Genomic DNA, 14101 nt, shown 5'->3' with positions numbered 1-14101 from the left:
GTGATTGACCGCTCTCAGCCAATCATCGACGTCCCCCAGGTCCGATAGAGGATGTAGGCAGCCACCACGAAGGTCAGTCCGGCAAACAGGCGGTTGAGGATGTTCTTGTAGGCGCTCAGGCGCGTGGCGAGCAGCATGCCGAGCAAGCCGCCGACGATGCCGCCGCCGATGAATTCGATGGCGAGCCACCAGTCCACGAGCCCCGAGCTGGCATAGTTCAGAGCGGTGGCGAGCCCGAATGCGCCGACGGAGAGAAGCGAGGTGCCGATGGCATTGATCATCGGCATGCCCGTCGCCAGCATTAGGCCTGGAACGATAAGGAAGCCGCCGCCGATGCCGAAGAAGCCCGAAGCGGCACCGGCAGCGAGCGCGACGGCCGCTGTCACGAGGCACATTCTGAGGTCGACCGGGCGGCATTCGGCCGACGCCGGCTTCTTGGGCTTCAACATCAGGAGGCCGACGATGAGCATCAGGATGCCGAAGAAAAAGATTAGGCGATCGCCGTCCATCGCTTTGCCGAGGCTCGAGCCGGTAAGCGCGCCGACGACGCCGACCACAGAGAAGACCGCTGCGCAGCGCCACCAGACATGACCCTTAACCGCGTGGCTGGCGAAATTCGCGAAGGCATTGACGGAAACCGCGAGGGCACCTGTTCCGATGGCAATGTGCGGCTGCTTGACGCCAACGACGTAGAGGAGCAACGGCGTTGCCAGGATCGACCCGCCGCCACCGAGCAAGCCGAGCATAAAACCGACGATCCCACCGGATCCGACTGCCGCAATGATGGAGGTGCTCATGTCCGTCCACTCCAAACCCTGTCATGCACGGTCATCCCGGCCAGCATAGCGATGACGAACAGGACGGTTTGCGGAATGCCGATAGACAAAGAGGCGACCGCCGGGCCGGGGCAGAAGCCGCCGATCCCCCAGCCGAGGCCGAAGAGGGCCGACCCGATTATCAGCGGTGCGTCGATCCGTCGGTTCATTGGAACATGGAAGCTGTCGTCGAAAGCCGGCCGCCGCAACCGCTTCATCACCTGTACACCGACGAAGGCTACGATGACTGCACCGCCGAGAACGAAGGCGAGACTTGGATCCCAAGCGCCGAAGATGTCGAGGAAGCCCTGGACGCGGGCTGGGTTCAGCATCCCAGACAGCGACAGGCCGAAGCCGAAGACGATGCCCGAAGCGAGAGCGCCGGCGAACTGGTAGACGTTACGGCTCATAGTCCCACACCTCGCAGTATTGTGACGGCCATCACACCGGCCGAGATGAAGGTGGCGACCGCCACCATGGAACGCAGCGACAGACGGGCGAGGCCGAGCACGCCATGGCCGCTCGTGCAGCCCGATCCCATTCGCGAGCCGAAGCCGACGAGAAGGCCTGCGAAGATTATGAGTGGCCAGCCGGCCGTGATCTCAACGGTTGGCCAATCGCCAAATGTGAGCATGTAGGCGAGCGGTCCGATCAGCAGCCCGAGCACAAAGGCGAGGTTGGTGGTCAGGCCGACGCCCTGAGCCAGCCGTCCGACGATGCCGCTGATTCCGGCAATCCGCCCGTTGAGGAGCAGCAGCATGACCGCTGACAGGCCGATCAGCATGCCGCCGGCCAATGATGGGAGATATTCGATCATGTGTCGTCCTTCACGCAAAAGATGTCGTAGAGCGCGGCGACCAGCTCGGCGGCCTTCTCTTCAGTCAGGGAATAGAAAATCTGCTTGCTGTCCCGCCGAGTTGCGACGATGCCGGAGCCACGCAACACCGTCAGGTGCTGCGACAGATGCGGCTGATGGACATCGAGCTTCTCTTCAAGCTCACCGACCGAGTACTCGCTCTCCATAAGCGTGCAAACGATCATCAGTCGCGCCGGATGGGAAAGCGTCTTGAGGAGGTTTGCCACCTCTTCGGCGCGGCTGGCCATCTCGGTCGGAGCAAGCCCTGCCTTCAACATTGCTTTCAGGTCGGAGCTCATTCCCATGCTGCTCCCTGCAACGCATCGAGTGGAAACTTGAGGTAGCGCTTGCCATTGGCTTCCGGCTCAGGCAAACGGCCGCCGCAGATGTTCACCTGCAGGGCATGCAGGATCAGCTTGGGCATCGGAAGCGTCTTGTCACGCTTTGTCCTCAGCCCCACGAACTCCTCCTCCGTCACGTCAGCAAGATGCGGATTGAACTTCTTCTGCTCGGCGACAGTGCTCTCCCAGCGCGGTGCCCGACCGTCCGGCTGATAATCGTGGCCGGTGAAGATACGCGTCTCGTCCGGCAGCGCGAGGATCTCCTGGATTGATTTCCAAAGGACGCGGGCATCGCCGCCGGGGAAGTCGGCGCGAGCCGTGCCGCTGTCGGGCATGAAGAGCGTGTCGTGGACGAAGGCCGCGTCGCCGATCACATAGGTGATGGAGGCGAGCGTATGTCCCGGGGAGAACAGCACCTTGGCGTCGATATTGCCGATCTTGAACGTCTCGCCATGAGCGAACAGCCGATCCCACTGCGAACCATCAGCTTCAAGCTCTGGCCAGTTGTAGATATTCTTCCAGAGCTTCTGCACGTCCATGACCCGCTCGCCGCTCGCCGTGCGGGCACCAGTCTTCTCCTTCAGGTACTGCGCGGCGGAGAAGTGGTCGGCGTGGGGGTGCGTGTCGAGTATCCATTCGACTGTCAGGCCCTCGCTGCGTACATAGTCGAGGATCGCATCGGCGTTGATCGTCGCCGTCGCTCCTGCCTTTTCGTCAAAATCGAGTACAGGGTCGATGATGGCGCACTTGCCCGTATCCGGATCCGAGACCACGTACTGGACGCTCCAGGTGCGCTTGTCGAAGACGCCCTTCACCTGCGGCCGACGGGAAGCGTGCTGCTTCAACGAAGCGGCGGCCGCACTTGTATCAAAGCCGCGGACACGCCCGAACTCAACGACTTCTTCCGCAGGCATCCGCCCGTCAAGAACCTCGCCGATCAGGTAAAGGCTAAGGGATCGTGTGCCACTCTTGCAATGGGCGAACACGGGGCCCTCCGATTCATCGACAGCGCGCTGGAAGGCGCGGACATCTGCCTCGGTGATCGAGCCAAGCTTGACCGGGATGAACGCATAGGACAGGTCGCATTGCTCTGCCTTGTCGCGTTCGACAGACGTCCCTGGCTGGGCGTCGTCCTCATCGTCTGGTCGGTTGTTGATAAGAGTTCTAAATCCCTTTTCGCGAAGGGACTGGATGTCGTCGCGACTGGGCTGTGGCGAGACGGACAGCTTCTCGGAAATTGCGGTGACAGACATGACTGGCTCCGTGTTTGAAGTACAATATACATAATAATATAATATATAATGATTATCTTGCTAGTCCTTACAGGGAACTTTTTTGTCGCTCCATGGGTTCCACGCGCAAAGGAGGATCGTCATGGCGCTTCCCTTTCGGTCGGCTGCCTCGTCGGTCTTCACTTCGAAAGAACCAGTGTTTGGCAGCTTCTGAAGCCATCAGGTAAAAGGTGGTAATGACGAGCAATCCGGCAATCACCGGCAGGGGCAACGGGACGAAGCCGAACCAGTCGGCGCCCGGCAATAGCGGAAGTGCGAAGGTCAAGGCGGCGACGCTCGCCGTCAGCATCGTCAACGAACGAGCTGGAGAGCTGACCCAGAACGTCTTGCGCGTCCGCACGACGAAGACGATGAGAAGCTCAGTCAGGACAGATTCGATGAACCATGCAGTCTGGAAGCTCTGTTCGGTCGCTTTGGCAAAGACAAGCAAGAACCCGAATGTCGTGAGATCGAATACCGAGCTGATCAGGCCGAACGTAATCATGAACCGCCGCACGAAGCCGATATCCCAGTGCCGCGGCGCCCGCCGGTCTTCGATATCAACATTGTCGGTGGCGATTGCAAAGGACGGGATGTCGGACAGAAAATTGTTCAGAAGTATCTGTTTCGCGAGCAGCGGGAGAAACGGCAGATAAAGGGACGCGAACGCCATGCTGATCATGTTGCCGAAATTGGCGCTTGTCGTTACTGAGATGTATTTCATGGTATTGGCGAATGTGGCGCGGCCGCTGTCGATGCCGCGTACCAGCACATCGAGGTCATGTTTCAACAACACCATGTCGGCAGCCTCGCGTGCGACATCGACGGCGCTATCGACGGAGATCCCGATGTCTGCCTCATGCAGGGCGGAAGCGTCGTTGATGCCATCGCCAAGATAACCGACCACATGGCCGCGAGACCGGAATGCCTTGATGATCTGTTCCTTCTGATTGGGATCGATCTCGACAAACAGGTCCACATGCCGAACTCTGGCGGCAAGCCCGGCTAACGAGAGTTTGGCGAGGTCCGTGCCGGTCAGAATGTGGTTCGACCGAAGCCCGATCAAGGACGCGAGGTGAGCTGCAACATAACGGTTGTCGCCTGTAATGACCTTTACCGCGATCCCATGCGCCGAAAGGGCCGCCAGGCAGGCTTTCACGGTTTCCTTCGGCGGATCAAGGAAGAGCAGAAAGCCTTCCAGGCAGAGGTCGGTCTCGACCGCACGGCCGAAAGGTTGTGTTTCGTCTAGATCTCTCGTGGCGAGTGCTAGGACACGGAAACCTTGTTCGCTCCAATTGCGAAACAGGTTTTCGAGTTCAGTACGCGCCTCAGCGTCGAGCCTTTCGCTTCCCCCCATTGTCCGAACCGAGCTGCAGAGGCCGAGGACGTTGGAAACTGCGCCTTTGCAGATTAACCTGGTCACTCCATCCGGTGACCTGACAATCACCGAAAGGCATTTGCGGATAAAGTCGTAGGGGATCTCGTCCCGCTTTGCGTAAGCCGCTTCCCGTAGCGCGTCCGCAGGTGCCGCCTTGATCGCATCGTCTAGCGGATTATCCATGCCGCTCTGCAGCGTCGCATTCAGCCGCGCCAGATGTAGGACCTCGCTTGAGGGATAACCGCGCGGATCGAGCCAGGCATCCAGATGAATCACCCCTTCGGTCAGGGTTCCTGTCTTGTCGGTGCACAGCAAGTCCATGCTGCCGAGGTTCTCGATCGCCTCAAGCCTTCGCACGATTACGCCGTTTGCCGCCATGGCTCGCGCCCCGCGGGCCAAGGTGACACTAATGATGGCAGGGAGCAGCTCTGGCGTTAGACCAACTGACAAGGCGAGCGAGAACAAAATGGAGTCGATCAACGGCCGATCAAGAAGCGCATTCGCAAAGAAGACCAGGATCACCATCGCAAACATGATCTGGGTCATGAGAACCCCAAAACGTCGGATACCACGAGCAAATTCCGTCTCCGGGACCTGTCGTTCGAGCGTCTCGGCAATTGCCGCAAATTCTGTTGTGGTTCCTGTCTTGACGACAATAACGCTGGCTGTGCCGCTGCGTACTGACGTTCCGGCAAAGACCACGTTATTTCTCTGGGCCAACATCGCATCAGGGACCGATTTCCCGGGTGCTTTGACAACCGGAAAGGCTTCACCGGTCAGAACTGCTTCGCTGACATTGAAATCGCGAGACCTGAGGATGATGCCGTCCGCGGGAATGAGATTACCCGCTGAGAGGTGCAGAACATCACCCGGCACGACGTCGCTGGCATCAATGATGCAGTCTGCCCCATTGCGCACAACCGTCGACTTTTGCGACAGCCGCTGTTTAAGCTTCTCCACTGCCCGCGAAGCACCATGCTCCTGGACAAAGCCAAGAAGACAACTCGACAGCACGATGATCGAAATGATGATGGCTTCGTGCACTTCACCAACCGAAGCAGAAATCGCCGCAGCCGCCACGAGGATCAGCACCAGTGGGCTGCGAAACTGCCGCAGCAGCGCCTTGATAGCAGGATGGCTTTCCGGCCGGCCAAGCGAGTTCGGGCCAAACGCTTTCATCCGCGTTGCGGCCTCGGACGTGGAGAGCCCGTCGCCTGAGGCGCGCAGGCTGGTGAGAACCGCCGCCTCGTCCAAAGCCCAGTAGGTCAGGGGACCTGGCTTGATTGCAGTTCCCGCGACGGTGTCCAATTGAAACCCCTTTTTGCTTGGTCGATTTCGCGGAGGCTTTCGCCTCGGCGCTGTTCAGCTCAGAATCCTGGCGGTGAAACCGGCATCTCGGGAAAGCCGACAATAAGGATCTGGTCGATGACCTTCGTTACACCTAAAGTATTTTCAGCGGCGACCCGTGCCGCCGTTTTTTCCCGCGCGTCCAATACCCTGCCTTCTAAAGTGACCACCGTAGCGTTGACAGTGACAGTAATAGTGTCACCCCGGCGTTGCCTGCCATATTCGGCCTCAAGTCCGGCTTTGATATCCGCGTCGATCCGATCCGCGGCGTAAGCTGCCATCTGCCGGATCAGGGTACGCATGATGTCGGATCGCGTGACGATGCCGACGATCTTGTCATTCTCGACCACGGGCAGGCGCTTGATCCCTCGATCGGCCATCAAATAACCTGCGGCCTCGAAGGTCATCTCCGGCTCTGCAGTAACCACGGGCGAGGTCATGACCTCACCAACCTCCTTGCCAAAAGCTTTGGCGTAATCCTCCGCCAACGCACCGCGCGACGAAAACAGGGTACGCCAGAATCCGTGCCGGGCTTCTGTCCGGAGCTCTCCGCGCCGTAGGTAATCGCTTTCGCTGATCACGCCCACCACATGGTCGTCATCATCGATCACGGGCAGGCCACTAAAGCCGCAATCCAACATCATGTTGGCCGCCCCCCAGATTTTCGCGTCTGGGCCAGCGGCAATCGGATCTGAAGTCATGATTGATCGCACAGTCAGCATGGTCTTATCTCCTTGCTTGCGGCCAGAATAGGTGTGCGGGCGGGACTGTCTTTGACGTTCGTCAACGGGCTCGTATCACCGCAACGAGCGACGGAACCCAAGCAGGGAAAATGCGAAAAGGCCGGCGGAAATCGCTCCAAGCGACAGGAACTGCGGCCAGACGACCGAAAACCCGGCGCCGCGATAGAGGATTGCCTGGGCGAGCAGGACGAAGTGGGTGTTCGGCGCCGCGAGCATGATCGTCTGGATCACCTCCGGCATGCTTTCACGCGGCGTGGTCGCTCCGGAAAGGATCTGCAGCGGCAACAGTACCAGCATCAGCAGCAAGCCGAACTGCGGCATTGAACCCGCAAGGGTGGCAAGTGCGATCCCCATGGCGGTTGCAGCAAGCAGGTGGAGTGCTGCACCAGCCATGAACAGCATGATCGATCCTTCGATCGGAACCTTCAGCAGCCCCTGGACCACGAAGATCAGCGACAGCAGGGTAGCGACGAACACTACCACCCCCATCGACCACACTTTTGCAGCCATGATTTCGAACGGCGTTAGCGGCATCACCAGAAGATGCTCCACAGTGCCATGCTCGCGTTCGCGGATAAGCGCGGTGCCGGTGAGGATGATCGCCAGCATGGTGACATTGTCGATGACGTTCATCACCGAGGCGAACCACATCTGGTTTAGTTCGGGATTGAACCGGGCGCGCAAAGCCAAGTTCACCGTGGGTGCCCGGTTGTCCTGGGCAGAGAACCCCGAGACCTCCGTCGAGACGATGTTCTGCATGTAACCGGATCCGGAAAACGCCTGAGTCATGCGGGTCGCGTCGACATTGAGCTGGACGACGGGGGATTTGCCGGCAATCAGGTCGCTCTGGAAGTTCGGCGGAATATCGAGCGCGAACGTATCGGTGCCGGCGTCCATCCGGGCGTCCATCTCGCCCGCGGTGATCATCGCCGGCGGCTTGAAATAAGGCCTCAGGAAAGAATCCGCGATCCGCCGCGAGAGCGGCGAACTGTCCTCGTCGACGATGGCGAGCGGCGCATTGTTCAATGTTTCGGGAACGGCTTTTGCTTCCGTATAGACGGCGATCGTGAAGGAATAGACGATCAGCCCGAGCAGGATAGGATCGCGCAACAGGCCGCGCAGTTCCTTGATCCCGAGATGGAAAATACTGGCCAGCCGCATCCGTCACCTTGCCTGTTTCTTGAGAAAGAAGGCGCTTGCCGCGATCAGCAGCGGCGCGGCGAGGATAAGCGGCAGGAAGGCATCGAGGAGGCTGTCGAAGCCGAGACCCTTCGAGAAGGTTCCCCGGGAGATGATGTTGAAATAGGTGGTCGGATAGATCCGGCCGATCACCGCCCCGATGCCCTGCAGCGAGGAGACCGGGTCGATCATGCCGGAAAACTGCACGGCCGGTATGATCGTCATCAGCGTCGTCCCGAAGATCGCTGCGATCTGGCTCGACATGAAGGTCGAAACGAGCAGGCCGAAGGCTGTCGCGAACGCGACGTAGAGAAGTGCCGCCGTGGCAAAGGCAGCCAGGCTGCCGGTAAACGGCACCTGGAACACCAGGATCGCGAACAGCAACAGCAGCACCGCATTCATCATGCCGAGCGCCAGGTAGGGAAGCTGCTTGCCGATGAGGAATTCGAGCCTCGTTACCGGCGTGACGTAGAAATTGACAATTGAGCCGAGCTCCTTCTCGCGCACCACGGAGAGCGCCGCGAGCATGGCCGGGATCAGCAGAAGCAGCAGCGGAATGACCGCCGGCACCATGGCCACCAAGCTCTCGATGCCGGGATTGTAGCGGAAGCGGGTCTCGATCGAGAACTGCCCCTTGGCGGCATCGCCGAACATCTCGCGCGCCTTGTGCGCCAGCCAGTGTGCGTGCATGCCCTGCACATAACCGCGCGTCGTTTCCGCCCTTTGCGGCATGGCGCCGTCGATCCACGCCCCGATCTCGACATCCTGGCCGCGGGCCACATGTTCGGCAAAACCGGCCGGAATCTCGATCGCCAGCTTCAGCGAGCCGTCGCGCATGCGCCTGTCCAGATCGGCATAGTCAGCAAGCGGCGGTTGCTCGACGAAATAACGGGAGCCGGCGATATCGGCGATATAGTCGCGGCTGGCGACCGTGTCGTCCCGGTCGAGCACCGCGAATGTCAGGTCCTTGACGTCCATGTTGATGCCGTAGCCGATCACGAACATCAGGATGACGCTGCCGATCAGCGCCAGTGTGGCGCGGATGGGGTCGCGGCGGATTTCCAGCGTTTCGCGAAGGCTGTAGCTCCAGATGCGGCGCAGGTCGAAGGCGCGGTGCCGACGAGCGTCGCCGAACTTGCGCCCGTCTTCCACCGTCGAGGATGCCGGCGCGGCTGGAGCGGCCGATTCACCGATGGCTTCCTCGAGATAGACGATGAAGGCCTCTTCCAATGTGGTGGCATAACGAGCCTTGCGGATCGCCTCGGGCGTATCGCTCACCAGCACCTTGCCGGCATGCATCAGCGATATGCGGTCGCAGCGCTCCGCCTCGTTCATGAAATGGGTGGAGATGAAGATGGTGACGTGGTCTTTCCGTGAAAGTTCGATCAGCGTCGCCCAGAGCTGGTCGCGGGCGATGGGATCGACGCCGGACGTCGGTTCATCGAGGATCAGTATTTCCGGCGAATGGATCAGCGCCACCGCCAGCGAAAGCCGCTGCCGGACACCGAGCGGCAAAGCATCGGGCAGCGCGTCCATAATGTCGGTAAGTTCGAAGCGCCGGCCTATGTTCTCGATCCGGGCCGGGATGGTGTCGGCAGGCAGCTGGAACAGCCGCGCGTGCAGGTCGAGGTTCTGCCGGACCGTCAGCTCTGTATAGAGCGAGAAGGCCTGGCTCATGTAGCCAACGCGCCGCCGGACATCCATGTCCTTCGGATCGACCGTCTTGCCGAACAACTTCGCCGTGCCTACGCTGGCCGGCAGCAGGCCGGTCAGCATCTTCATCGTCGTGGACTTGCCGCAGCCGTTCGAGCCGAGGAAGCCAAAGATCTCGCCGCGACGGATGCGGAAGCTGACGTCGTCCACTGCCGTGAAATCGCCGAAGCGCATGGTCAGGCCTTCTGCCTCGATGGCAAATTCGGCCTCATAGAAATCTGCCGGCGGATGAAGCGGAATGGCTTTGTGTGTGGCGCGCCTCTCCTCCGGCATCAGCGCAATGAAGGCATCATCGAGCCTGGCGGCACCAGTCCGGGCCAAGATTTCGCGCGGTGTGCCGGTCGCGAGCACTCTTCCGGCGTCCATCGCCGCCAGCCATTCGAAACGCGCCGCTTCCTCCATATAGGCGGTCGCGACGATCACGCTCATCTCCGGCCGTTCCGCTCGGATGTCGTCCACGAGGCTCCAGAACCGCCGGCGCGACAGCGGATCGACCCCCGTCGTCGGTTCGTCGAGGATCAGCAGGTCCGGATCGTGGATCAGCGCACAGCAAAGGCCGAGCTTCTGTTTCATGCCGCCCGAAAGTTTGCCGGCGGGGCGATCCTCGAAGCCCGACAGGCCTGTACGCCTCAGAAGGCTGGCGATGCGATACTCCCGTTCCTCGCGGTCCTGGCCGAACAGGCGGGCGAAGAAATCCGCGTTCTCGAACGCCGACAGCGTCGGATAAAGGTTCTTGCCGAGCCCCTGCGGCATGTAGGCGACGGCCGGGCAGGTGCGGTCCCGGTGACGGGCGCTGCGCATGTCGCCGCCAAGCACCTCGACCTGGCCCGTCTGGATCTGCCGCGCGCCGGAAATCAGCGAAAGCAGCGAGGATTTACCCACCCCGTCCGGGCCAATCAGGCCGATCATCCGGCCCGCCGGCAGGTCGAGAGTTATACCGTCGATCGCGCGTGTCTTGCCGTAAGAATGGCTGACATCCTTCATCCGTACCACGTGGGCCGGCTCCGGCTGGAGGCCTGTCGCCTGCTGTTTCGGGCTCATGGGGTGAGCGGCTGCGACAGGGCCGCCGGCCACTCTGCGGCCGGATCAAGCTTTACATAAGTCCGGCCGGGCAACCCGGTCTTGACCTGCGCGATATATCTCTGAAGCAGTTCGGGAGAGACCCGAGCCCGGATACGGAACATCAGCTTCTGGCGTTCCTGCTCTGTCTCTACGGTCTTCGGGGTGAACTGGGCGACATCGGACACGAACGAGACCCGGGCCGGAATGACATATTGCGGGGCCGCATCGAGAACGATCCGGGCCTCGCCGCCGATCGGGGTTCGCCCGGCTTCCGCCGTCGGAAGGAAGAAGGTCATGTAGACGTCGCCGACATCGAGAATGTTGAGCACCCGGCCGCCGGCGGCCACCACTTCGCCCGGCTGCGCCACCAGATACTGGACCCGTCCGTCGCGCGGCGCCTTGAGCTCACAATCACGAAGGTCGACTTCAATACGTGCGATCGTCGCTTGGGCTGCTTCAACCGTGGCCTCGGCGTCGATCACTTGTGCTGTCGCGGAACCGATCGCCGCTTCGGTCGCGGCAAGGTTCGCTTCTGCTGCGCTTACAGTCGCCGCAGCGCCGTCAACCCGGGCTCGATCGTCGTCAAGTGTTTGGTCCGAGACCGATCCGCTCTTTGATAGCTGGAGACTGCGCGTGAGCCGCTTCTGCGCGGACTGGAGCAAGACGGTGTTTTGGGAAACTGTAGCCGCGGCCGCATCTTTTTCGGCCTTTCGCTGGGTGACGACGCTTTTGACAGTGTCGATCCCGATCCTGGCGCGGGAGAGCTGCGCTTCTGCCTCACGTTTTTGAGCCGCCAATTGTTCGATATCCATGCGAGCGACGATCTGACCAGCGGTCACGAAATCACCCTCTCTTACTTCCACGGCAGCAAGACGCCCGGCTGTTCGTGCCGCTATATCGATTTCAACAGCCTCAATGCGGCCATTGCCGCTAGCGAGGCCCAGTGTCGCCTCTGCGGCAAGCCGCAGGGCGTAATAGTGCCATGCGAGATATCCGATACCTGCAACGACGACCAAGGCGAGGCCAAATCTCCATGTCCGGTTCAAGGCAAGATCCACTCCCAGTAGATTGAAAGATGAGTCCATGGGCCTTTTCTGCAGAGACAACCTTGACCGCGATCAATCACACGGCCTAACGGCGGCAAGATCCCGAAGAAGCCTCTCGGCAGCGCTTTCGCCGCAAGCGATTGACAAAGATCATCGCAACCTTCCAGCAGGCCTTCTAGGCTCATCTCATCCTTAACCCTCTCAACTGGATGGAGCCAAACTTGTCCTTCAAAACTCTTCTGGCCATCGTCGGCGAAAACGACGCTAACGCTGATCTCGCCAAGGCTATCGATCTGACGATCGAGGCGGACGCGCATCTTTCGATCATGGTCATCGGGACGGCATTACAGCCGATTACGGCCGATTATCCGGTCGCGACCGCTTGGATCGAGCAACGGCAGGAAGAAATAAAAGCGCTGATCGAAGTCCGCAAACACGCTGAGGAGCTCTGCAGCAAGAACGCCATCTCCTTCGACGTCGATCACTTTTACGATGACAATTTCATTCTTCAAAGCAATATCGGCATGCGTGCCATGTATGCCGATATTGTGGTTCTGGGAAACAGTGTCCGGAGTGAGAGAGGTTTGCGAAGCGCCGCGGTTTCGGCTGCAGCCTTTGACGCGCGTACGCCTATCCTCCTGATCCCTTCGTCGGGAAAGACTACACTCGCGCCCAAGAATGTTCTTCTTGCGTGGAACTCCAGAGCGGAGGCCGCACAGGCAGCTAAGGAGGCGCTGGATATATTGAAAGGGGCCGATACGGTGCACGTCGTGCTCGTCGATCCTGACAGCGCCTACTTCAAGAACGGCGGCGAGCCGGGTGCAGACATTGCCGCATATCTTTCGCGGCATGGCATTAAGGTTGTCGTTGAACAGCTGACAAGCGGCGGACGAACAACGGAGGACATTCTGGCGCAGCATGCATCGGAGATCGGCTGCGACATGATCGTCATGGGTGCCTATGGCCATTCGCGGCTGCGCGAACGCATCTTCGGCGGTGTGACGGCAACCGTGCTGGAATCGTCGGAATTTCCGATTTTCATGGCAAGATGAAACGATAGTCACGCGCAGTTCGAGAAGCCGTCTCCAGATCAACTGGAGGCGGCTTCTTATTGGGAGACCATCCGTTGCGGAAGGGGGCAACCTCGGCTTAGACGCTAGACCAAGTGTGCGCCTAGGGACCGGGTGATCGGTTGGGCGGGCCTTCATGTGCATCCTCAAGCTATTTACAAGCCGTCATGACGATGTCTGAAAATTGTGCCCGCCGGCCGAAAACTCGTCAGCTGCCCCTGCTTTCGAGCGTCGGTCGAAGCCGCCGCGTTGCAATGTTCGACCGGCTTATTTATCTAATTCGGCTTGGCCGACGGGCATTTGCCAGCAGCTCCTGTTTGGTCCCGCGTGACCCGAACAGGATCCTGAGGTCGCGGATCGCAACGGCGTCGAGTCCATAGCGCATACCAAACTCATCGACTTCAATCAGGAGTCTCGGTTTCGCCGTCGCACGGGCTGCCACGTTTCCTTCAGAGCGACGAGAGAGTCGCAGACGGCGGGGAAGACGGACCGCTTGAAACTGGGCAGTATGAATTTTACTGTGCATCGCTGGTCCTTTCTTGCCGTGCGGTCCGGTGCCTTAGCTACCCATCGTTCTGCAGCTAATGCCGAAAATTTATACCGGCCACACCTGCGACGCTTTCAGCCACCACTTGCATGGCACGCCGTTGCGCGGGCGATGGAACAGGCCCGGAGATCTCGACGATTGCGTTCTTGACCTCGACCGTAAGCCGATCTGTCTCAAGGCCCAGCTCCGATCGTAGTCGCGTCGCAACTGCGAGCCGAAGAGCGACATCTCCGGTTGCCACGCAATCGCGGTTGGCAGTCACGGCCCGCAAAATATCGCGCCGGCTGATGATTCCAATGAGCTTACCCGACTGAAGAACGGGCAACCTTTTGATCCCGTGGGACCTGGCAAGAGCCGCAACGTCAGCGAGCGATTGTTGTGGTGAAACAGAGATGATCCCCGTCGTCATGCAATCCCCCACAGTCGTTCCGTGCGTTCGCACGTAGTTTTCAAAGAATGCGTTGTCAGGATCTCTCGGGGGAGACTGGAGCCCCGCAATGAACACGCTCCGGCTGAGAAGATCGCTTTCCGTCAGCATGCCGATGACTTGATCATCGTCGCCGATCACCGGCAGGCCGCTGACGTTGTGGTCAAGCATCAGTTGAATGGTATGTTTGATACTTGTGTCCGGCGACACGCAGACCGGCTTCGGCGTCATGTAATCCCGTACCAACATCAATCTATCCTTTCGCACATCTATCTTATTCTGGCAGGTGTAGCGAAGGAGAGCGTT

12 protein-coding genes are annotated in these 14101 nt (G+C 60.0%); 1 reads left to right on the top strand and 11 read right to left on the bottom strand.

Annotated features, from left to right (window positions below):
• Nucleotides 1–14 precede the first annotated feature (14 nt).
• The 10 genes from VL202_RS18340 to VL202_RS18295 all read right to left on the bottom strand — a co-directional run bounded on the left by VL202_RS18340 (nt 15) and on the right by VL202_RS18295 (nt 11790).
• Nucleotides 15–797: a sulfite exporter TauE/SafE family protein gene (locus VL202_RS18340; protein WP_325465517.1), complete on the bottom strand. Its 783-nt coding sequence runs from the start codon at nt 795–797 to the stop codon at nt 15–17.
• Nucleotides 794–1225: a YeeE/YedE family protein gene (locus tag VL202_RS18335; RefSeq protein WP_325465516.1), complete on the bottom strand. Its 432-nt coding sequence runs from the start codon at nt 1223–1225 to the stop codon at nt 794–796. Before VL202_RS18335 ends, VL202_RS18340 begins: the two co-directional genes overlap by 4 nt.
• Nucleotides 1222–1632 carry a YeeE/YedE family protein gene (locus tag VL202_RS18330; protein ID WP_325465515.1) on the bottom strand — a complete coding sequence of 137 codons (411 nt, stop codon included), beginning with the start codon at nt 1630–1632 and terminating at the stop codon, nt 1222–1224. Before VL202_RS18330 ends, VL202_RS18335 begins: the two co-directional genes overlap by 4 nt.
• The gene (gene bigR, locus VL202_RS18325; RefSeq protein WP_325465514.1) at nt 1629–1976 is read right to left on the bottom strand and encodes a sulfite-sensing transcriptional repressor BigR; all 348 of its coding nucleotides are present in this window, start codon (nt 1974–1976) and stop codon (nt 1629–1631) included. The genes VL202_RS18330 and bigR overlap by 4 nt, the downstream gene beginning before the upstream one ends.
• Nucleotides 1967–3265 (bottom strand): bifunctional sulfur transferase/dioxygenase Blh, encoded by a 1299-nt coding sequence (gene blh / locus VL202_RS18320; RefSeq protein ID WP_325465513.1) that lies wholly within the window; start codon nt 3263–3265, stop codon nt 1967–1969. Before blh ends, bigR begins: the two co-directional genes overlap by 10 nt.
• A gap of 67 nt (nt 3266–3332) precedes the next feature.
• Complete coding sequence (gene mgtA / locus VL202_RS18315; protein WP_325465512.1) at nt 3333–5969, bottom strand: magnesium-translocating P-type ATPase; 2637 nt, start codon at nt 5967–5969, stop codon at nt 3333–3335.
• 59 nt (nt 5970–6028) lie between these two features.
• Nucleotides 6029–6730: a CBS domain-containing protein gene (locus tag VL202_RS18310; protein ID WP_325465511.1), complete on the bottom strand. Its 702-nt coding sequence runs from the start codon at nt 6728–6730 to the stop codon at nt 6029–6031.
• A 75-nt stretch (nt 6731–6805) separates the two neighbouring features.
• On the bottom strand, nt 6806–7912 hold the full coding sequence (locus tag VL202_RS18305) for an ABC transporter permease (RefSeq protein ID WP_325465510.1): 1107 nt from the start codon (nt 7910–7912) through the stop codon (nt 6806–6808).
• A gap of 3 nt (nt 7913–7915) precedes the next feature.
• Nucleotides 7916–10684 carry a ribosome-associated ATPase/putative transporter RbbA gene (gene rbbA / locus VL202_RS18300; protein WP_325465509.1) on the bottom strand — a complete coding sequence of 923 codons (2769 nt, stop codon included), beginning with the start codon at nt 10682–10684 and terminating at the stop codon, nt 7916–7918.
• Nucleotides 10681–11790 (bottom strand): HlyD family secretion protein, encoded by a 1110-nt coding sequence (locus tag VL202_RS18295; protein ID WP_325465508.1) that lies wholly within the window; start codon nt 11788–11790, stop codon nt 10681–10683. The genes rbbA and VL202_RS18295 overlap by 4 nt, the downstream gene beginning before the upstream one ends.
• A 182-nt stretch (nt 11791–11972) precedes the next feature.
• Between VL202_RS18295 and VL202_RS18290 the strand changes: the two genes are divergently transcribed.
• Nucleotides 11973–12803: a universal stress protein gene (locus tag VL202_RS18290; RefSeq protein ID WP_325465507.1), complete on the top strand. Its 831-nt coding sequence runs from the start codon at nt 11973–11975 to the stop codon at nt 12801–12803.
• A 599-nt stretch (nt 12804–13402) separates the two neighbouring features.
• Here VL202_RS18290 and VL202_RS18285 read toward each other — a convergent pair.
• Nucleotides 13403–14044 (bottom strand): CBS domain-containing protein, encoded by a 642-nt coding sequence (locus VL202_RS18285; protein ID WP_325465506.1) that lies wholly within the window; start codon nt 14042–14044, stop codon nt 13403–13405.
• Nucleotides 14045–14101: the final 57 nt, after the last annotated feature.

The sequence above is a fragment of the Pararhizobium sp. genome (genome assembly GCF_035497515.1).
Lineage (GTDB): Bacteria > Pseudomonadota > Alphaproteobacteria > Rhizobiales > Rhizobiaceae > Pararhizobium.
Note: the sequence above shows the minus strand (reverse complement) of the source record. Positions and strands in the feature narration are given on the sequence as shown.